We start from the raw sequence: 18,751 nt of genomic DNA, 5'->3' as shown, positions 1-18,751 counted from the left end.
TGAGGGTCACGGGGTGTGTGCCTTTCGTCGCCGTTGCACAGGCACGCGGGCGTTCCTCGTGGGAACGCCCGCGGCCTGCACGTGGGGCTTGGTGCTACTTGCTCAGGGTGGCGTACCGGAACTTGAACGAGGCGTCGAGGGTCAGGCCCTTGACGTCCTTGCCTGCGACCGCGACGGACTTGCCCTGCAGCAGCGGCAGCGTCGAGATCTGGGTGGCTTCGCGCTCCTGGGCCTGCTCGATCAGGGCAGCACGCTTGTCCGTGTCGGACTCGGCCTGCTCCTTCGCGATGAGGTCCTGGATCTCCGGGTCGTCGTAGTGGTTCTGGACGAAGTTCTCCTTGGTGAAGAACGGCGACAGGTAGTTGTCGGCGTCGGAGAAGTCCGGGAACCAGCCGAGCTGGTACACGGGGTAGGCGTCCTTGGTGCGCTCCTGCGCGTAGGTCGTGTAGACCGTCGACTGGATGTTGACAGTGAACAGACCGGAGTCCTCGAGCTGCTGCTTGAGCAGCGCGTACTCGTCGTCCGAGGCCGAACCGTAGTGGTCGGGCGCGTACTGGATGTCGAGCTGCACCTTGCCCGTGACACCGGCGTCCGACAGCGTCTTCTTGGCCTTCGCCACGTCCGCGCCGCCGTCGCCGTCGCCGTACATCTCCTTGAACGGCTGGACCGCGCCGGTCAGGCCGTCCGGGACCATCGAGTAGAGCGGGGTGAAGGTGTCGTTGTAGACCTCCTTCGCGAGCTGGGCACGGTCGACCACGTCGGCGGCAGCCTGACGCACGGCCAGGGCCTTCGCCTCGTCGGCGTCGTCCTGCCCGGTGCCGAACGGCTGGGTCTTGAAGTTGAAGACCACGTAGCGGATCTCGCCACCGGGGCCGTCGGTGACCTTGAGGGAGTCGTCCTTGCGCAAGTCCGAGATGTCGGTCGGCGTCAGGGAGCGGTACGCCACGTCGACGTCGCCCTTCTGCACGGCGAGCTTGAGGTCGGTCTCCTTGGTGTAGTAGCTGGCGGTGACCTCGCCGGTCTTCGCCTTGCCGAGCAGGCCGTCGTACTTCGGGTTGGTCTTGTACTGGATCGTGTCGTTCTCCTTGTAGGAGCTGATCTGGTACTGCCCGGCGAAGGCCTTGCCCTTGACGATGTCGTCGGCGCTGGTGAGCTTCGTCGCGCTGAAGACGTCCTCGTCGACGATCGGACCCGCGGGGCTCGAGAGCACCTGCGGCCAGGTCTGGTCGGCGTGGTCCAGGTTGAACACCACGGTGGTGTCGTCCGGGGTGTCGATGCTCTTGAGGTTGGCCAGCAGCGACTGCGGACCGTTCTCGTTGTTGATCTTCAGCTCGCGGTCGAACGAGAACTTCACGTCGCTCGAAGTGAGCTTGTTGCCGTTCGCGAACTCTAGCCCGTCCTTGAGGGTGACCTCGTAGGTGGTCGGGTTCGTGAACTCCGCCTTCGTGGCGATGTCCGGCTCGACGTCCGGGCTCCCCACTGGAGTGTTCATCAGGAACGGGAACACCTGGTTCTGCACGGCGAAGGAGCCGTTGTCGTAGGAACCGGCCGGGTCGAGGGACGTGATCTTGTCCGTCGTCCCGATGCTCAGGCCGTTCAGTTCGGTGTCACTCACGCTGCTGCTCGCGCAGCCGGTCAGCACCAGCGCCGTCGCTGCTGCACCGGCGCCGAGCGCGATGCCGCGCTTGCCCCACTTGGTCACGGATGCCATGTCCGCTGCCTCTCTGGTCATGATTGCAAGAGTCCTGAGCCGGAGGGTGGAACGTCTGTGTGCCCGGCCAGGAACGCTCATTGGTATCACCCTGTCACGGAACAGAACGAACCGGGGGCGATTTGTTTACACCGCTGTAATGCACGGGCCCGCCGCGTGATGCATGATTCCGCCGGAGTCGAGCGGCGCGTCACGCACAAAAGTTGCGTGGTGCAACCTGGGGCGTCTGGCGCTCGTTCTCGGCCGTTCCCGCCACTTCCCACCCCGAGCGGTCACGTTCCGTCGTCCGAACCCCGGCGGCCGCCGCTTCGCGACCACTCGACGCCCGACACGCGGCACGTCCTGACCACTCACGCACCCGAGGTCACACCAGCTGCCGCTCGCATCGCCACCGCGCGACGGTTCGCGCGACCTCTGCGAGACGCACGCGGCGCGTCGTGCGACTCCGCACACCCCGGCCGGGAGGCCCGCGCCGCGTCCGCCCCACCCCTCGCCCCTGCCGACTGGTCACGACTCCCCGCCCGACCCACCCCGAGCGGTCACGTCCCGTCGTCCGAACCCCGGCCAACCGACGCTTCGCGACCACTCGACGCCCCACACGCGGCACGTCCCGACCACTCACGCCATCGCCGAGAGAACCGCCTGCCGCTCGCAGCCCCACCGTGCGACGGTTCGCGCGACCTCGGGGGGGGCGCCGGCGGCGCGTCGTGCGACTTCACCCCCGGCCGGGAGGCCCGCCCCGCGCCCCGCCCCGCCCCGCCCCGCCCCTCATCCCCGCCGACCGGTCACGACTCCCCGCCCGCCCCACCCCCAGCGGTCACGTCCCGTCGGCCGGACCCCGGCCAACCGACGCTTCGCAACCACTCGACGCCCCACACGCGGCACGTCCCGACCACTCACGCCGTCGCGGACAGAACCAACCGCCGCCGCAGCCCCACCGCGCGACAGTTGCGCGACCTCGGCGAGACGCACGCGGCGCGTCGTGCGACCCCGCGCCCACCAACAGCGCGGGAAGAGCCCTAGGACGCCTCGGCGTCAGCGCGCAACCGCATCCGCTGCCCGTCGATGTCGACGAGCTGCCGCTGGATCTCGGCGCGACGCTCGGCCTGCTCGTGCGGGTCAGCGCGCTGCAGCTGTCCGAGCAACGAGGCCTTGCGGGCGAGCAGGTCGCGCTCGACCAGGGCCACGACGATGCTCCGGCAGTAGGCCGCCAGGTCCTCGGCGTTGCGCGCGGGGATCGGTGCGAGGGCGAGTTCGTGCGTCAGGGTGCGGAGGGGCGCCGGCACGTCGGCGAGCAGCCGGTCGAGCCAGTCCCCCGCGCCGATGACTTCGACGTTGGCGACCACGGCGTCCCGCACGGCGGCGAGCATCGGCGTCGAGAACGTGGCCGACGCGGCGAGCCCGAGCATCGGTGCCCCGACGGACGTGGGCTGCTGCACCATCGCCATCACGGCGTCGCGCTCCATGCGGCTGATCGGGTCGTTCGGCAGCGAACGGATCCCGGCGACGGGCTCGTCGGGGGTGTCGGCCCCGTCGGTGCCGGTTCCGGCACGGCCGTCGCGCCCCGAGCCCGCGGACCGTTCGTCCTGGGCAGCGGACCCCGCACGACGCCGGGCGGTCTCGACCGACCGACGGACCTCGGGGATCTCCATCCCCAGCCAGCCGGCGAGTTCGCGCACGTAGCCCTGTGTCAGTGAGCGGTCGCGGATACCGGCGAGCACGGGCGCAGCAGCGCGCAGGGCACCGACGCGCCCCTCGACGGTCTCGAGGTCGTGGCCGTCCAGGGTGCGGCGGATCATGAACTCGAACATCGGGCGCTTGTTCGTGACCAATCGGCGGATCGCGTCGTCACCGCGGGCGAGCCGGAGGTCGCACGGGTCGAGCCCACCGGGCGCCACGGCGACGTAGGTCTGCGCGGCGAAGCGCTGTTCTTCCGCGAAGGCACGCGAGGCTGCGCGCTGCCCGGCCTCGTCGGGGTCGAACGTGAACACGACCTCGCCGTTGGCGTTCGGGTCGGCGCCGGCCAGGTCACCGAGCATCGGCCGAAGCACCTTGATGTGGTCGACGCCGAACGACGTGCCACAGGTGGCGACGGCCGTCGTGATGCCCGCGACGTGACACGCCATCACGTCGGTGTAGCCCTCGACGATGACGACCTGCTTCTGCTTCGAGATGTCGCGGCGTGCCAGATCGAGCCCGTAGAGCACCTGGCTCTTGTGGTAGATCGGGGTCTCGGGCGTGTTGAGGTACTTGGGACCCTTGTCGTCCTCGAGCAGGCGGCGCGCCCCGAAGCCGATGGTCGCCCCGGTGACGTCGCGGATGGGCCACATCAGGCGCCCGCGGAACCGGTCGTACGGCGAGCGGTCACCCTGGCTGACGAGGCCGGCGGACACGAGTTCCTCCATCGTGAAGCCGCGCCCGCGCAGGTGGTCCTTGAGCATGTCGTAGGACTTCGGGGCGAACCCGACGCCGAAGTGCTGGGCGGCCGAGGGGTCGAACCCGCGCTCCCCCAGGAACCGGCGGGCGGGGTCGGCGGCAGCGGTGGTGAGCTGCCCCGTGAAGTACTCGAGCGCGGCTTCGTTCGCGGCGATCAGCCGGGCACGGGTGTTGTAGTCGGTGCGCGGCCCGTCGCCCTCTTCGTAGTGCAGGGTGAAGCCGATCTTCGCGGCCATGCGCTCGACGGCCTCGGCGAAGGTGGTGTGGTCCTGCGCCATGATGAAGCTGAAGACGTCGCCGTCCTCACCGCAGCCGAAGCAGTGGTAGCGGCCGACCTGGGGCCGGACGTGGAACGACGGGGAGCGTTCGTCGTGGAAGGGGCAGAGGCCCTTCATCGACCCGACGCCCGCATGCTTCAGCGTGACGTAGTCGCCCACGACGTCGGCGATGTTGACACGCGAGCGGACCTCGTCGATGTCGTTCCGCGCGATCCTGCCAGCCACCCCTCGATCCTAGTTCGTGGGACCGACGTCGGCGGACCGGTCAGACGGCGATGTGGACCGGTTCACGGTCACCCACCACCAGACGTCGGTGCCACGCGAGTGCACCCTGGTCGGTCAGGCTCGCGACCTGGTCGACGACGGCGCGCAGTCGGCCGGCGTCGTCACCCGCGGCGTGCCAGTCAGCGGCGAAGCCGGGCTCCAGGTCGGACGCCCCCGTCGCCGCCAGCGCGTCGAGCAGTTCGGTGAGCACGCGGCGCTGGTCCTCGTACACGGGCTGACGGTCGCCCTGGGTCATCACGAAGGCCGCGACGATGCCCTTGAGCACCGCGATCTCACCGATGATCTCGGGCGGGGTGACGACCGACGCGGCGAACCGCACGAGCGACCCCGAGGCGTAGGACTCACGGGTGGCCGTCGTCGCGGTGCGCGCGAAGCGTCCGATCAGCTGCGACGTCAGGTTCTTCAGGCGTGCGGCGTCACGGCGGGAGCCGTCGTACGCGGTCATCCAGAGCGGCAACTCGCGCAGGCGGTCGAACGCCTCGAGCAGCTCGTCGCGGCTCAGGTCGTCGCCGACCCAGGCGTGCATGGCGCTGACGATGTCGTTCTCGCCGACACGGTCGCCCAGGGCCGCGACGTCGATGAACCCGGCGACGACGGCGTCCTCGAAGTCGTGCACCGAGTACGCGATGTCGTCGGCGAGGTCCATGACCTGCGCCTCGATGCAGCGCTGACGGCGCGGGGCGCCGGCGCGGAGCCACTCGAAGGCGTCGTGGTCGTCGTCGTAGAAGCCGAACTTGGTGCGCCCGGAAGACGACTCCGAGACCCCCTGCGCCGCCGGCCACGGGTACTTGCAGCTGGCGTCCAACGACGCGCGGGTCAGGTTGAGCCCGTACGGACGGTCGACGTCGGAGCCCGGCCGGACGCCGTAGACCTTCGGCTCGAGCCGCGTCAGCAGCCGGAGGGTCTGCGCGTTGCCCTCGAAGCCGCCGATCCCGGTGGCCCAGGCGTTCACGGCGGTCTCGCCGTTGTGCCCGAACGGCGGGTGCCCGATGTCGTGCGCCAGGCACGCGGTGTCGACCACGTCGGGGTCGAGCCCGAGCGAGTCGGCGAGCTCGCGGCCGACCTGCGCGACCTCGAGCGAGTGGGTCAGCCGGTTGCGGGCGAAGTCGAGCCCCGCCGTCGGGCTGAGCACCTGGGTCTTGGCGGCCAGACGCCGGAGGGCGCTGGAGTGCAGCAGTCGGGCGCGGTCACGGGCGAAGTCCGAGCGGCGGTTGCCGTGTTCTTCGGGGAGCCAGCGCTCCGCGTCGGCCGGGCCGTACGAGGCGGTGGCGCTCATCCGCCGCTGTGGTGCAGCTCGGCGGCGGCCAGGACCTTGCGGAACTCGGAGTCGACGTCGCGGCTCTCGAGCCAGCGGTCGGGCAGGGCGGTGCGCTTCGGGTGCCCGGCACGACCGCGCGGCCCCTCGGCGTCGGCACCCGGGTACGGCGCGTCGTGGTCGAGCTGGCCGAGGAAGTCGTCGATCTCCTGCAGGCTCGACGCCATCGCCAGGCCGGCCCGGACGTCGCTGCCGATCGGGTACCCCTTGAAGTACCAGGCCACGTGCTTGCGGATGTCGCGGCAGGCGTGCTCTTCGTCGCCGAAGAACTCGACGAGCAGCTCGGCGTGCCGGCGGAACCCGTCGGCGACCTCGCCCAGGGACGGCATGTACCGCAGCCCCTCGCCGCGGAACGCCGCGGCCAGGTCGCCGAACAGCCACGGGCGGCCGAGGCAGCCACGCCCGACGACCACGCCGTCGGCGCCGGTCTCGTCGATCATCCGGAGCGCGTCCGCGGCCGACCAGATGTCGCCGTTGCCGAGGATCGGGATGTCGGTGACGGTCTCCTTCAGCGTGGCGATCGCGGACCAGTCGGCGTGCCCGGAGTAGTGCTCGTTCGCGGTGCGGGCGTGCAGCGACACCGCGGCGACACCGGCGTCGCGCGCGATGCGTGCGGCGTCGAGGTAGGTCAGGTGGTCCTCGTCGATGCCCTTGCGCATCTTCACCGTGACGGGGACGTCGCCCGCGGCGCGCACGGTCTTCGTGACGAGCTCCTGGAAGAGGTCGAGCTTCCAGGGCAGCGCCGCGCCGCCGCCCTTCCGCGTCACCTTGGGAACGGGGCAGCCGAAGTTGAGGTCGATGTGGTCGGCACGGTCCTCACCGACGAGGATCGTCGCCGCCTCGGCCACGGTGTTCGGCTCGACGCCGTACAGCTGGATCGACCGCGGGGTCTCGGACTCGTGGTGTTGGATGAGCTGCATCGACACGGGCGTCCGTTCGACGAGCGCGCGCGAGGTGATCATCTCGCACACGTACAGGCCGGCGCCGTACTCGCGGCAGAGCCGGCGGTAGGCCATGTTCGTGATGCCCGCCATCGGCGCGAGCACGACCGGCACGTCGACCTCGATGGGGCCGATGCGCAGGGGCTTCGCCGGACGGGTCGCCGTCCCGGGTGCGTCAGTGATCGTCATACGTCTCCCATTCTCCCACGTCGGTGCGCGCCGGTAGCGTTCTCCACATGACGACCGACGCCAGCACCCGGTTCGACGCCGACGCCCAGGCCCGTGGCCTGCCGGTCGAAGTGGTCGAGCGCCCGGCCGCGAACTCCCTGCACGAGGCCGCCGGACTGCTCGGCATCGAGCCCGGCGACATCGTCAAGACCCTGGTGGTGAAGCGCCACGACGGCGGGTTCCTGCTCGCCCTGGTGCCCGGCGGCCGCAGCATCGCCTGGAAGAAGCTCCGCACGGTCGTCGGCGTCAACAAGCTCTCGATGCCCGACGCCACCACGGCGCTCGAAGCGTCCGGCTACGAGCGCGGCACCATCACGCCGATCGGTGCCACGGGCGACCTGCCGGTGTACGCCGACGAACGCATCGTCGGCCGCCGGGTCGCCCTGGGCGCCGGCCGGCACGGTGCGAGCGCCTTCGTCGACGCCGACGCGCTCGTCGCCGCCTACGGCGCGACCGTCGCCGACATCACCGACGAGGAACCGCAGCGCGACTGACGCAGCCGTCAGTCCGGCACCTCGGACCAGTCGCCCTCGGCCCCGGCGAACGAGCCGGCGTCGATCAGGCAGGCGTCGCCCTCGCAGACCGGCGCACCGCCGGGCGTGACGAGCGTCAGCAACGCGGGACGGGCCTCCAGACCGGGGACGCCGGAACCACCGAACGCGCCCGGCAGCCCCGTGAGCGCGTCCGGTACGGACGGCACCGACGTCTCGGCCTGGAGGCGCACCGCGCCCTGGTCGCTGATGGTCATGTCCGTCATCGGGTCACCGCCACGTCCGCGCTCGCGTCGTCCGCCGCGCGCTCGGCCGCCGAGGCGACCTCCTCCGGCGTGGTCTCGCGGAGCGCGACCACCTGGCGGAGCACCTGCTCGAACGCCGTCGGGTCCTGGGCGCCGGAGACGCCGTACTTGCCGTCGATCACGAAGAAGGGCACGCCGTTGATCCCGTACGCCTGCGCCTGGGCCTGGTCGGCGCGGACCGCGGCGAGCTGGGCGTCGTCGCGCAGGGTGCTGAGGACCTCGTCGCGGTCGAGGCCGATCTCCGCAGCCAGATCGGCGAGGGAGGACTCCTGTCCGACGTGTTCGCCGCGCTCGAAGTAGGCGGTGAACAGACGCTCGACCATCTCGAGCTGCTTGCCGTGCTGCTTGGCGAGGTGGATGACCTGGTGGGCCTTCACGGTGTTGGTGTGGTGCATGGCCTCGAAGTCGTAGTCGAGACCGACGCCAGCGGCGATGGCGGTGACCTGGTCGAGCATCTGCTGCGCCTGGTCGACGGGCATGCCCTTGTGGCCCGAGAGGAACTCGGCTTCGGTGCCCTCGAAGTCGACGGGGGTGTCCGGGCTGAGATCGAAGGAGTGGTACTCGACCTCGACGGGGCGGCCCTCGCTCGAGGCGCCGAAGGCGGCGACGCCGGCCTCGAACTTGCGCTTGCCGATGTAGCACCAGGGGCAGGCGATGTCCGACCAGACATCGACCTTCACGGAGTCGTTCATGCTGACCCCAACGCGTTCCTGCGGCGCGCATTCCCGTCGCTGGCAGCAAAACACCGGTGTTCGCAGGTCGAACACCCTGCTGCGGGTGTGCAACACACGAACACCGGTGTCTGGCGGAGCCGCGGAACCCCTACGCGCCGAGCAACCGCTGCGCCAGGTACCCCTGCAGCTGGTCGAGCGAGACGCGCTCCTGGCCCATGGTGTCGCGCTCGCGCACCGTGACGGCCTTGTCCTCGAGCGTGTCGAAGTCGACCGTGATGCAGAACGGCGTGCCGATCTCGTCGTGGCGACGGTAGCGACGGCCGATGGCACCGGCGTCGTCGAAGTCCACGTTCCAGTTCTTGCGCAGGTCGTCGGCCAGGCCGCGGGCGACGGGCGAGAGCTGCTCGTTGCGCGACAGCGGCAGGACGGCGGCCTTCACCGGGGCCAGGCGCGGGTCGAGGCGCAGGACCGTGCGCTTGTCGACGCCGCCCTTCGCGTTCGGGGCCTCGTCCTCGTGGTACGAGTCGAGCAGGAACGCCATGAGTGCACGGGTCAGCCCGAACGACGGCTCGATGACGTACGGCACGTACTTCTCGTTGGCGGCCTGGTCGAAGAACCGGAGGTCCTGGCCGGACGCCTCGATGTGGTTGTTCAGGTCGAAGTCGGTGCGGTTCGCGACGCCCATCAGCTCGCCCCACTCCGAGCCGGTGAAGCCGAAGCGGTACTCGATGTCGGCGGTGGCGTCGGAGTAGTGCGCCCGCTCGCCGTCCGGCACGTCGAAGCGGCGCAGGTTCTCCGGGTCGATGCCGAGGTCGGTGTAGAACGCGACCGAGTCGGCGATCCACTGCTCGTAGTGCTCCTCGGCCGAGGCCGGCGGCACGAAGTACTCGATCTCCATCTGCTCGAACTCGCGCGTGCGGAAGATGAAGTTGCCGGGCGTGATCTCGTTGCGGAACGCCTTCCCGACCTGACCGATGCCGAACGGGGGCTTCATGCGGCTCGTCGTGACGACCTGCGCGAAGTCGACGAAGATGCCCTGCGCCGTCTCGGGGCGCAGGAAGTTCAGGCCCTCTTCCGACTCGACCGGGCCGAGGTAGGTCTTGAGCATCCCGGAGAACTCGCGGGGCTCGGTCCACTCGCCGCGGGTGCCGCAGTTCGGGCAGGCGATCTCGGCCATGCCGCCCTCGGGGGCGCGGCCCTTCTTCGCCTCGAACGCCTCGAGCAGGTGGTCCTCGCGGAACCGGTGGTGGCAGTGCAGGCACTCCACCAGCGGATCGGTGAAGGTCGCGACGTGCCCGGAGGCCTCCCACACCTTGCGGGGCAGGATCACCGCGGAGTCGAGTCCGACCATGTCCCCGCGGCCCCGGACGAACCGCTGCCACCACTGGCGCTTGATGTTCTCCTTGAGCTCCACACCGAGGGGCCCGTAGTCCCATGCGGAGCGGGAGCCTCCGTAGATCTCACCCGACTGGAAGACGAAGCCGCGGCGCTTGGCCAGGGCGATGACGCTGTCGAGACGGGAGGGCTGTGCCAAAGGGTGCTCCAGAGGTCGCCGAGCTGGGTGCTCGGTGCGGAAACGGTCCGGGCAAGACTACCGGCGATCCTGGCCCGGGAGGCCCGCCACGGGTCCGCCCTCCATGCTCACCTCGCCGACGTGCCCGGCCCCACCCCGCCGAGCGCGGCCACGACGTCGGTCACGTCGGACTCGTCGTTCCACAGGTGGAACGCGATGCGCAGTCGCCCGGCACGCCCCGAGGCGGTGACGCCTGCGGCGGTGAGGGCCCGGAGGGCCGCCCCGTCGGCGTCCGCGAACGTCACGATCGCCTGCCCGCCGCCCTGCCGGGGCGACCCGAGGGCGTCGCACAGCCGATCCGTGAGACCGGTGGCGTGCCTCCAGACCGCCCGCTGGTCGAGCCCGACCGCGTGTTCGAGGGCGGCCACGGCACCGGGCCACGCCTGCCAGGCCGGCGAGACGTCGAAGCGACGCGCGTCGTCGGCCAGGTGCATGGCGGGGCCGTAGCAGGAGGACCAGACGTCCGCGCCCGCGTACCAGCCGGCCTGCACCGGGCGGAGCCGGCCGAGGGCGGTGTCGGAGAGCGTCATGAAGGCGACGCCGCGCGGAGCGCAGAGCCACTTGTAGGTGTGCGTGAGCGTCACGTCGAACGGTGCGGCGTCGACGGGCAGCACGCCGGCGGCCTGCGTGAGGTCGCAGAGGGTCAGGGCGCCGACGCGTCGGGCGGCGGCCACGACCGGGTCGGGGTCGGTGACCACGCCGGTCGCGGACTGCACCGCGGACCACGCGACCAGGGCGGTGTCGGGCCCGACGGACGCCGCGAGCCGCTCGAGCGGGACGCTCCGGACCCGGACGCCGCGGTGCGCCTGGGCGAGGAACGGGAAGACGACCGAGCTGAAGTCGCCGTCGGGGACGACCACCTCGGCGCCGTCCGGCAGCGCGTCGGCGACGACCGCGGCCATCACCGAGGTCTGCGATCCCGTCGCCACGCGCTCCACCGGGACGCCGACCAGCGCGGCGAAGAGCGCACGTCCCTGCTCGACCAGCGCGCCGTACCGGGCGGGCGACGTCTCGGCCCGGGACCACGCGTCGAGGTCGGCGCGCTGGGCGGCGAGGGTGCCGCGGGTCGGCAGGCCCGCGGTGCACGCCGCCAGGTAGCCGCGGCCGGCGGGGAAGGAGTCCATGCGGACAGCGTCCTCGTTCCCGTCCCATCACGCCAGAGCCGGTTCGTTGTGCCACCGATAACATCGGGTGATGGACGAGATCGATCCCCAGTTGCTCCGGGTCCTCCGCGCCGTGGCCGACGGCGGGTCGATCACCCGCGCTGCCGCCGCACTCGGGTCGAGCCAGCCGGCCGTCAGCCAGCTGCTGGCCCGGGCCGAACAGCGCCTCGGCCACGCGCTGGTCCTGCGGGGCGGACGGGGCGCGACCCTCACGCATGCGGGGCAGGTGCTCGCCGACCACGCCCTGCACGTCCAGGCCGCGCTGACCGCGGCGCGCGAGGACCTCGACGCCGTCGGCGGACTCGGCCGTGGCCGGGTGCGACTCGCCGGGTTCCCGAGCGCGTCCTCCGCCCTCGTGCCCGCGGTGCTCGCCCGGCTCGCCGCGACGGCGCCCGGCGTGACGACCTCGTACGTCGAGGTGGAGCCGCCCGAGGCACTCGACCTGCTGCGCGGCGGCGAGGTCGACGTCGCCCTGACCTTCACCTACGTCGGCGACGAGGTCGGGACCACACCGGACCCGGGCCTCGTCACCCGGGCCCTGGGGCGCGACCCGCTCGCGCTGGTGACGCCGGTCGAGCCAGGAGGCGCTGCGCGACTCCGGCCCGCCGGCTCCACCGTCGTGGACCTCGCGTCCCACCACGACGCCCGGTGGATCGGGGGCTGCCCGCGTTGCCGTGGGCACCTGCTCGCGTCGTGCGCGAGCGCGGGGTTCACGCCGGACATCGTGCTGGAGACGGACAACGCGGCCGCCGTGGTGGGGCTCGTCGCCGCCGGGCTCGGGGTGGCGCTGCTCCCCCGGCTGGCACTCGCGACGACGGTCATCCCCGCCGGTGTCGCGATCGACCCCGTGGACGACGAGCTCGCCCGGCGTGTCGAGGTCGTCGTCGCCCGTGGTGCCGACCGTGTGCCGAGCGTCCGTGCGGCGCTCGACGCGGTGCGCTCCGCCGCCCACCTGCTCGAGGGGCCGCTGCCGGGCTGAGCGGCCGGGCTTCGGGGCTTGGGCTCGGGCTTGGGCTTGGGCTTGGGCTTGGGCTTGGGCTTGGGCTTGGGCTCTGGCTAGGCCGTCGGGGTGTCGACCGCGCCGCCGTAGCGTCGGTCGCGGCTGGCGTACTCCTCGATCGCACCCCACAGGTCGGTGCGACGGAAGTCCGGCCAGAGCCGGTCGAGGAACACCATCTCGGCGTAGGCGGACTGCCACAGCAGGAAGTTGCTGGTGCGCTGCTCCCCCGAGCTCCGGAGGAACAGGTCGACGTCGGGCATCTCGGGCACGTACAGCCGCTTGGCGAGTGCCTTCTCGGTGACCTGGCTCGGCTTCAGGCGTCCGGCGGCGACGTCCTCGGCCATGCCCCGCACGGCGTCGACGATCTCGTTCCGGCCGCCGTAGTTCACGCACATCGTCAGCGTGAGGACGTCGTTGCCCGCCGTCATCCGCTCGGCGGTCTCGAGCTCGTCGATCACGCTCCGCCACAGCCTCGGACGGCGGCCGGCCCACCGCACCTTGACGCCCCACTGGTGCAGCTGGTCGCGGCGACGGCGGATGACGTCGCGGTTGAAGCCCATCAGGAACCGGACCTCTTCCGGGGAGCGCTTCCAGTTCTCCGTCGAGAACGCGTACGCCGACACGTGCCGGACGCCGATCTGGATCGCACCGGCGACGACGTCGAGGAGCGAGGCCTCGCCCGCCTTGTGCCCCTCGATCCGCGTCAGGCCGCGGCCGTTCGCCCACCGGCCGTTGCCGTCCATGACGATGGCCACGTGCTCCGGCACGAACCGGGCCGGGATCGCCGGGGGCGTCTCGCCGGTCCAGTCGATCGGGCGGAACGGTTCGACGTCGTCGGGGCGGCGGGGGCTCATGCGGTGGGGGCTCCTTCGACAGCGGGATCAGGGTCGGGCTCGGGTACGGCGGGTGCCGGGGTCGAGGCCACCGCGCGCGCCGTCGCCTCGGGTCCGCCGTGGGTCTGCGGCACCGGCATCGGGTGTTCGGAGCGGTCGACGTGCGGCAGGGACCGGAGCGATCGTTCCAGGTGCCACTGGGCGTAGGCCGCGACCACGCCGGAGGCCCGCGAACGCGTCCGCTCATCGGTGGCGTCGACCGTCGCCCAGTCTCCGGCGAGCAGGGAGCCGAGCACCCCGAGCGTCGCCGGGTCGAGCCGCGGGGTCCCCGGTGGTGCCGCACGGTCGGCGACGACACCCCCGAGCTGCACCACGAACGCCGAGTGCGGGCCGGGCTCCCCCGTCACCGCACAGTCGCTGAACGAGGGCGCCCACCCCGCGATGCTCATCGCGCGGAGCAGGTACGAGTCGAGGGTCGCGCTGGACTGGTGCTCACCCCGCGACAACGAGCGGAGCGCCCCGACGAGCAACAGGTACTGCTGCAGCCCGGCGTCGGCCTCGCTCAGTCGGTCGGCGGTCTCGACCATGGCGCTGGCCGCGGTGTACGCGCCGTAGTCGGCGACGATCTGGGCCCCGTACGCGCCGAGCGACTCCGCCTGGGTGACGATGTCGAGCGACCGGCCCTCGTAGAACTGGGCGTCGACGACCATGAACGGCTCGAGGCGGCTGCCGAACTTCGACGCGGTCCGCCGCACGCCCTTGGCCACGGCGCGGATCTTGCCGTGCTGCCGCGAGAGCATCGTGACGATGCGGTCGGCTTCACCGAGCTTGTGGGTGCGCAACACGACGCACTCGTCCCGGTACAGCGGCATGCCCCCAGTATCCCCCGCCCCGCCGACAGCCGCGTGTGCTGCGGGCCGGGGCCCGGGGGTACCGAGCGGAATCGGGCGTACCTGGTCGGAAGAATCGACCAGGTACGCCCGATTCGACCTGCCATCGCGCGTGACGGGGGGAAAGACCGGGCACAGACGGGAGGCGCGGCGCGGGACGGACCCGCACCGCGCCTCCAGGGCTGGTCGCGTCTCAGGCCGAGACGAGCTCCGGTGCGCCGGCCGCGGCACCCGCACGCACCGCGCGGTTCACCGCGGACACGATCGCCTTGAGCGACGCCGTCGAGATGTCGGCGTCGATGCCGACGCCCCACAGACGCACGCCGTCGACGTCGAGCTCGACGTAGGACGCGGCCTTCGCGTCACCGGAGGCGCTCATCGTGTGCTCCGAGTAGTCGTACAGCGTGACCTGGACGCCCTGCTCGGCGAGCACCTTCAGGAACGCGTCGATGGGACCGGTGCCGACGGCCTCGGCCGTGACCGCGCCCTCGTCGACCCGGAGTGCCACGGACAGCGAGGTCGTGCCCTCGAAGTCACTCGACGTCGCCGTCTTGGTGAGCTCGTACCGGCCCCACTTCTCGTCGTCGATCGACGCGGGCAGGTACTCGTCCTGGAACACGTCCCAGATGCGCTGCGACGAGAACTCGCCACCCTCGGTGTCGGTGTGCCGCTGCACGACGCCGGAGAACTCGATCTGCAGCTTGCGGGGCAGGTCGAGGGCGTGGTCGGTCTTGAGCAGGTACGCCACACCGCCCTTGCCGGACTGCGAGTTGACGCGGATGACGGCCTCGTACGACCGGCCGATGTCCTTCGGGTCGACGGGCAGGTACGGCACCGCCCATTCGATCTCGTCGATGTCCTTGCCCGCGGCGGCGGCCTTGGCCTTCATCGCCTCGAAGCCCTTGTTGATGGCGTCCTGGTGCGAGCCGCTGAACGCCGTGTACACGAGGTCGCCCGCCCACGGCTGGCGCTCGGGCACCGGCAGCTGGTTGCAGTACTCGACCGTCCGCTTCACCTGGTCGATGTCGGCGAACGAGATCTCCGGGTCGATGCCCTGCGTGAACAGGTTCATCCCGAGGGCGACCAGGTCGACGTTGCCGGTGCGCTCACCGTTGCCGAACAGGCAGCCCTCGATGCGGTCGGCGCCGGCCATGTAGCCGAGCTCGGCGGCCGCGACCGCGGTACCCCGGTCGTTGTGCGGGTGCAGCGACAGGATGACGTCCTCGCGGTGGGCGAGGCGGCGGGACATCCACTCGATCGAGTCGGCGTAGACGTTCGGCGTGGCCATCTCGACGGTGGCGGGCAGGTTGATGATGACCTTGCGCTCGGGCGTCGGCTCGAAGACCTCGAGGACGGCGTTGCAGATCTCCAGTGCGACCTCGAGTTCGGTGCCCGTGTAGGACTCCGGCGAGTACTCGTAGTAGATCGTCGTATCGTGCTGCAGCGTCGCCTCGGCGGCCTTGCAGAGCTTTGCGCCGGTGACCGCGATGTCCACCACGCCCTGCACGTCGGTGCGGAAGACGACCTCGCGCTGCACGATGCTCGTGGAGTTGTACAGGTGGACGATGGCCTGCTTCGCGCCGTCGATCGCCTCGTAGGTGCGCTGGATGAGGTGCTCGCGCGCCTGGGTCAGCACCTGGATGGTGACGTCGTCGGGGATCGCGCCCTCGTCGATCAGCGACCGGACGAAGTCGAAGTCGGTCTGCGAGGCGCTCGGGAACCCGACCTCGATCTCCTTGTAGCCCATCCGGACGAGGAGGTCGAACATCGCCCGCTTGCGCTCGGCGTCCATCGGGTCGATGAGGGCCTGGTTGCCGTCACGCAGGTCGACGGCGCACCAGCGCGGCGCCTTGTCGATGCGCTTCGTGGGCCAGGTGCGGTCCGGCAGGTCGACGCTGATCTGCTCGTGGAACGGGACGTACTTGTGGATCGGCATCCCGGAGGGCTGCTGGGTGTTCTGCATCGTTCTTCGCTTTCGTCGCGTGTTCGTGAGCTGTTGTGGTGCGGCCACGACGGACTCCGCGACGAGGTGGGCCGGAGTGTCAGGCCTCGTCGCGGCAGCGAAGGAGGAGGAGTGCCGAGTACATCGGGACCCACGGTAGCACCGGTGTACCAGGCTGGCGCAAGCGTGTGACGCGGGACCGCCCGGGGCCGTCGAACGGGGCGCCGAGTGGGTGCCGGGTGGGTGCCGGGGAGGTGCCGGGTGAGGTGCCGAGTGGTCGAGACCTGCCGCTCGCCGGTCGCCGAGCGGTCACGATCTGTCGCCCGGGCCGCGTCCGGACGACGGTTCGTGACACCTCGGCGGACGTGAGCGGCGTGGTGGGGCCGGCCAGGGCACGTCGGCGCGACCACACGACGACACGGGAGGCCCGGTGCCAGCTGACACCGGGCCTCCCGTTCGTCGTGTGGTGCGACCAGGGCGACGGGTCAGTCGACCGCGAGCGCCTCGGTCGGCGGAACGCGCATCGCGCGCCGCACCGGGGCGATGGTGGCGACGACCGCCAGGACCAGCGCGCCGATCACCACGATGCCGATGGTCAGCGGCGGCAGCACCGGTGCCACGGGCGTCCCGAGCGAGCCGAGCAGCGTCTGCCCGCCGACCCAGCCGTACAGCGTGCCGAGTGCGAGCCCCGAGACGACGGCCGCGACGACCATCTGCACGGCCTCGGTCACGATCATCCGTCGGACCTGCGCGCCGGTCAGGCCGAGCACCCGCAGCAGCCCGAGTTCGCGTCGACGCTGGAGCACCCCGAGCGCCAGCGCGTTCACGACCCCGACGGCGGCGATCACGGCGGAGAACCCGACGATCACGCTGACGACGGCGTTGATCTGCACGAAGAGGTCCCGCTGCGCCTCGATCATCCCGGGGGTGGCGCTCCCCGCGCTCATGGCGCGCATCTCGGTCTCGAGCACGTGCTGCATGATGCCGAGTGCCACCGCGAAGGTGACGAGCAGGGTGACACCGATGACGAGCCCGATGGTCGCCCGCGAGGACCGCCCCGGCGCCCGCATCGCGTTCCGTCCGGCGAGCAGGACGACTGGGTCGTGCGAGCCGATGCGGCCGATGAGCTGCAGCACGGGCGGCATCACGATCGTCGCCCCCACGGCGACCCCCGCGAAGGACACGAACCCACCGAGCGCCGCCGGCAGGACCGCGACCGGGGACAGCGAGCTCACCGCGAGCCCGAGCAGCATCAGCACCGCGCCGCCGGCCATGAGCACGATCGCCCAGACCTTGCGGGCCGTACCGGACCGGACGTCGTCGTGGCTCGGCTCGACAGACGACGACAGGGCTTCGAGCGGTGTGACGGTGAGCACGCGGCGCGACCCGGCAGCGAAGGCACCCCAGGTGGCGAGGACGACGGCCACGACCGGCAGGACCAGCTCCCACGGGACGTACGTGTACTCGGCGTCGGGCAGGACCCCGTTGCCCCGCAGGACGACCACGAACAGGGCCGAGAGCGCGGTGCCCACGACGGCGCCGACGACCCCGCCGAGCACGCCGACGACCAGGCCGGTGCGGGTGATCCGCGCCCGGAGGGTCGCACCGGTCGCTCCGACGAGCCGTTGCAACGCGATGATCCGGGTCTGCCCGGCGATCAGGGTGGCGCAGGTGTTCGCGGTGACGATCGCGCCGACGTAGAGCGCGATGCCGAGGAACAGCCACCCGACCACCGACAGGATCGCCTTGATCGGTCCGAGGTCGGCGACCCCGGCGGCTCGGAGCGCCTCGGTCACGATCCCCGGTGCGATGACCAGGGCGGAACCGAACGTGGTGCCGAGGGCGGCGACCAGGACGGTGGGGGCGAAGGATCGGATGCCGTTCACGCTGCTGCCTCCATCCCGAGCATCGTCGTGGAGATCGCGCCGGCGTCCATCGCGGGGCGGTCGGCGACGATCCGGCCGTCGGCCAGGAACAGGATCCGGTCGGCGTTCGCGGCCGCCACCGGGTCGTGCGTGACCATGACGACGCTCTGGCCCCATTCCTGGACGGCGCCGCGGAGGATCGCGAGCACGTCGCGCCCGGTGCGGGAGTCGAGCGCGCCGGTCGGTTCGTCGGCGACGACCACCGCCGGCCGCGAAGCGAGCGCCCGTGCGATGGCGACGCGCTGCTGCTGCCCGCCGGAGAGCTGGTGCGGCCGGTGCGTCAGCCGGTTGCCGAGCCCGAGCATCTCGACCAGCCGGTCGATCCAGGCGGTCTCCTCGTGCGAGGGCTTGTGCCCGCCGAGCAGGAACGGCAGGCGGATGTTCTCGCTGACGTCGAGCGTCGGGACGAGGTTGAACGACTGGAACACGAAGCCCAGCCGACGACGACGCAGCTCGGTGAGGTCCTTGTCGCCCAGGGCCGTGATGTCGACGCCGTCGATCTGGATCCGGCCGGCGGACACGGCATCGAGGCCGGCCGCGACGTGCATGAGGGTCGACTTGCCGGACCCGGACGGGCCCATCACCGCGGTGAACTCCCCCGCGCCGATGTCGACGCTGACGTCGTCGAGCGCGGTCACACGTCGGGCGTCGTCGCCGTAGTGCTTGGACACGTGGTCGAGGCGGATGATCGGGGCGTGGCTCGTGGTCATGCATCCACGATGGCGGTCAGGGGTCCCGTCCCGCGTCGCCCGCTCGGCTCC

At 71.4% G+C, this 18,751-nt stretch carries 15 protein-coding genes; 2 read left to right on the top strand and 13 right to left on the bottom strand.

The features are described from left to right. Positions 1–94 precede the first annotated feature (94 nt). From ORG17_RS07285 to dusB, 4 genes are all read right to left on the bottom strand, one after another. A complete protein-coding gene (locus ORG17_RS07285; RefSeq protein WP_214527824.1) occupies positions 95–1,711 on the bottom strand; it encodes an ABC transporter substrate-binding protein in 1,617 nt (538 codons plus the stop codon). Positions 1,712–2,730: 1,019 nt separating this feature from the next. Next, the gene (gene dnaG / locus ORG17_RS07280; protein ID WP_214526334.1) at positions 2,731–4,650 is read right to left on the bottom strand and encodes a DNA primase; all 1,920 of its coding nucleotides are present in this window, start codon (positions 4,648–4,650) and stop codon (positions 2,731–2,733) included. Positions 4,651–4,690: 40 nt separating this feature from the next. After that, entirely contained in the window at positions 4,691–5,986 is a 1,296-nt protein-coding gene (locus ORG17_RS07275) for a deoxyguanosinetriphosphate triphosphohydrolase (RefSeq protein WP_111057776.1), read from the bottom strand. Continuing rightward, on the bottom strand, positions 5,983–7,155 hold the full coding sequence (dusB, locus tag ORG17_RS07270; protein WP_071248081.1) for a tRNA dihydrouridine synthase DusB: 1,173 nt from the start codon (positions 7,153–7,155) through the stop codon (positions 5,983–5,985). The genes ORG17_RS07275 and dusB overlap by 4 nt, the downstream gene beginning before the upstream one ends. Positions 7,156–7,202: 47 nt before the next feature. Here dusB and ORG17_RS07265 point away from each other — a divergent pair, with 47 nt between their 5' ends. Beyond that, a complete protein-coding gene (locus tag ORG17_RS07265; protein ID WP_214526335.1) occupies positions 7,203–7,688 on the top strand; it encodes an aminoacyl-tRNA deacylase in 486 nt (161 codons plus the stop codon). 8 nt (positions 7,689–7,696) lie between these two features. On the opposite strand, the gene ORG17_RS07260 is transcribed toward ORG17_RS07265, so the two are convergent. The 4 genes from ORG17_RS07260 to ORG17_RS07245 form a co-directional block, all read right to left on the bottom strand. Then, positions 7,697–7,942 (bottom strand): hypothetical protein, encoded by a 246-nt coding sequence (locus tag ORG17_RS07260; RefSeq protein WP_214523611.1) that lies wholly within the window; start codon positions 7,940–7,942, stop codon positions 7,697–7,699. 5 nt (positions 7,943–7,947) lie between these two features. Next, positions 7,948–8,682, bottom strand: coding sequence for a DsbA family oxidoreductase (locus tag ORG17_RS07255; protein WP_214526336.1), 735 nt, complete (start codon positions 8,680–8,682; stop codon positions 7,948–7,950). Positions 8,683–8,812: 130 nt separating this feature from the next. Next, complete coding sequence (locus ORG17_RS07250; protein ID WP_027465322.1) at positions 8,813–10,198, bottom strand: glycine--tRNA ligase; 1,386 nt, start codon at positions 10,196–10,198, stop codon at positions 8,813–8,815. Positions 10,199–10,305: 107 nt separating this feature from the next. After that, a complete protein-coding gene (locus ORG17_RS07245; protein WP_214526337.1) occupies positions 10,306–11,361 on the bottom strand; it encodes an aminotransferase class V-fold PLP-dependent enzyme in 1,056 nt (351 codons plus the stop codon). Between the two features lie 70 nt (positions 11,362–11,431). On the opposite strand from ORG17_RS07245, the gene ORG17_RS07240 reads away from it, so the two are divergent. Next, a complete protein-coding gene (locus ORG17_RS07240) occupies positions 11,432–12,379 on the top strand; it encodes a LysR family transcriptional regulator (protein WP_214526338.1) in 948 nt (315 codons plus the stop codon). A 77-nt stretch (positions 12,380–12,456) separates the two neighbouring features. Here the strand turns inward: ORG17_RS07240 and ORG17_RS07235 are convergent, their stop codons facing one another. The 5 genes from ORG17_RS07235 to ORG17_RS07215 all read right to left on the bottom strand — a co-directional run bounded on the left by ORG17_RS07235 (position 12,457) and on the right by ORG17_RS07215 (position 18,700). Then, complete coding sequence (locus ORG17_RS07235) at positions 12,457–13,254, bottom strand: isoprenyl transferase (protein ID WP_214526339.1); 798 nt, start codon at positions 13,252–13,254, stop codon at positions 12,457–12,459. Then, positions 13,251–14,105 (bottom strand): DNA repair protein RecO, encoded by an 855-nt coding sequence (gene recO / locus ORG17_RS07230; RefSeq protein ID WP_027465318.1) that lies wholly within the window; start codon positions 14,103–14,105, stop codon positions 13,251–13,253. Before recO ends, ORG17_RS07235 begins: the two co-directional genes overlap by 4 nt. Positions 14,106–14,316: 211 nt before the next feature. Further along, on the bottom strand, positions 14,317–16,086 hold the full coding sequence (gene leuA / locus ORG17_RS07225; RefSeq protein ID WP_110860436.1) for a 2-isopropylmalate synthase: 1,770 nt from the start codon (positions 16,084–16,086) through the stop codon (positions 14,317–14,319). 464 nt (positions 16,087–16,550) lie between these two features. Beyond that, on the bottom strand, positions 16,551–17,951 hold the full coding sequence (locus ORG17_RS18305; RefSeq protein ID WP_214521232.1) for an ABC transporter permease: 1,401 nt from the start codon (positions 17,949–17,951) through the stop codon (positions 16,551–16,553). Then, positions 17,948–18,700 (bottom strand): ABC transporter ATP-binding protein, encoded by a 753-nt coding sequence (locus tag ORG17_RS07215; RefSeq protein ID WP_110860432.1) that lies wholly within the window; start codon positions 18,698–18,700, stop codon positions 17,948–17,950. The genes ORG17_RS18305 and ORG17_RS07215 overlap by 4 nt, the downstream gene beginning before the upstream one ends. Between the last annotated feature and the right edge of the window lie 51 nt (positions 18,701–18,751).

The organism is Curtobacterium flaccumfaciens pv. betae, assembly GCF_026241855.1.
Classification (GTDB): domain Bacteria; phylum Actinomycetota; class Actinomycetes; order Actinomycetales; family Microbacteriaceae; genus Curtobacterium; species Curtobacterium flaccumfaciens.
This window is presented reverse-complemented; position numbering and strand designations above follow the sequence as displayed.

Coding starts and splice junctions, on each gene's coding strand:
- leuA (WP_110860436.1), bottom strand. CDS start 16,086: ATGCAGAACACCCAGCAGCCCTCCGGGATGCCGATCCACAAGTACGTC.
- ORG17_RS07265 (WP_214526335.1), top strand. CDS start 7,203: ATGACGACCGACGCCAGCACCCGGTTCGACGCCGACGCCCAGGCCCGT.
- ORG17_RS07285 (WP_214527824.1), bottom strand. CDS start 1,711: ATGGCATCCGTGACCAAGTGGGGCAAGCGCGGCATCGCGCTCGGCGCC.
- ORG17_RS07235 (WP_214526339.1), bottom strand. CDS start 13,254: ATGAGCCCCCGCCGCCCCGACGACGTCGAACCGTTCCGCCCGATCGAC.
- recO (WP_027465318.1), bottom strand. CDS start 14,105: ATGCCGCTGTACCGGGACGAGTGCGTCGTGTTGCGCACCCACAAGCTC.
- ORG17_RS07260 (WP_214523611.1), bottom strand. CDS start 7,942: ATGACCATCAGCGACCAGGGCGCGGTGCGCCTCCAGGCCGAGACGTCG.
- ORG17_RS07255 (WP_214526336.1), bottom strand. CDS start 8,682: ATGAACGACTCCGTGAAGGTCGATGTCTGGTCGGACATCGCCTGCCCC.
- ORG17_RS07275 (WP_111057776.1), bottom strand. CDS start 5,986: ATGAGCGCCACCGCCTCGTACGGCCCGGCCGACGCGGAGCGCTGGCTC.
- dusB (WP_071248081.1), bottom strand. CDS start 7,155: ATGACGATCACTGACGCACCCGGGACGGCGACCCGTCCGGCGAAGCCC.
- ORG17_RS07215 (WP_110860432.1), bottom strand. CDS start 18,700: ATGACCACGAGCCACGCCCCGATCATCCGCCTCGACCACGTGTCCAAG.
- ORG17_RS07240 (WP_214526338.1), top strand. CDS start 11,432: ATGGACGAGATCGATCCCCAGTTGCTCCGGGTCCTCCGCGCCGTGGCC.
- ORG17_RS07245 (WP_214526337.1), bottom strand. CDS start 11,361: ATGGACTCCTTCCCCGCCGGCCGCGGCTACCTGGCGGCGTGCACCGCG.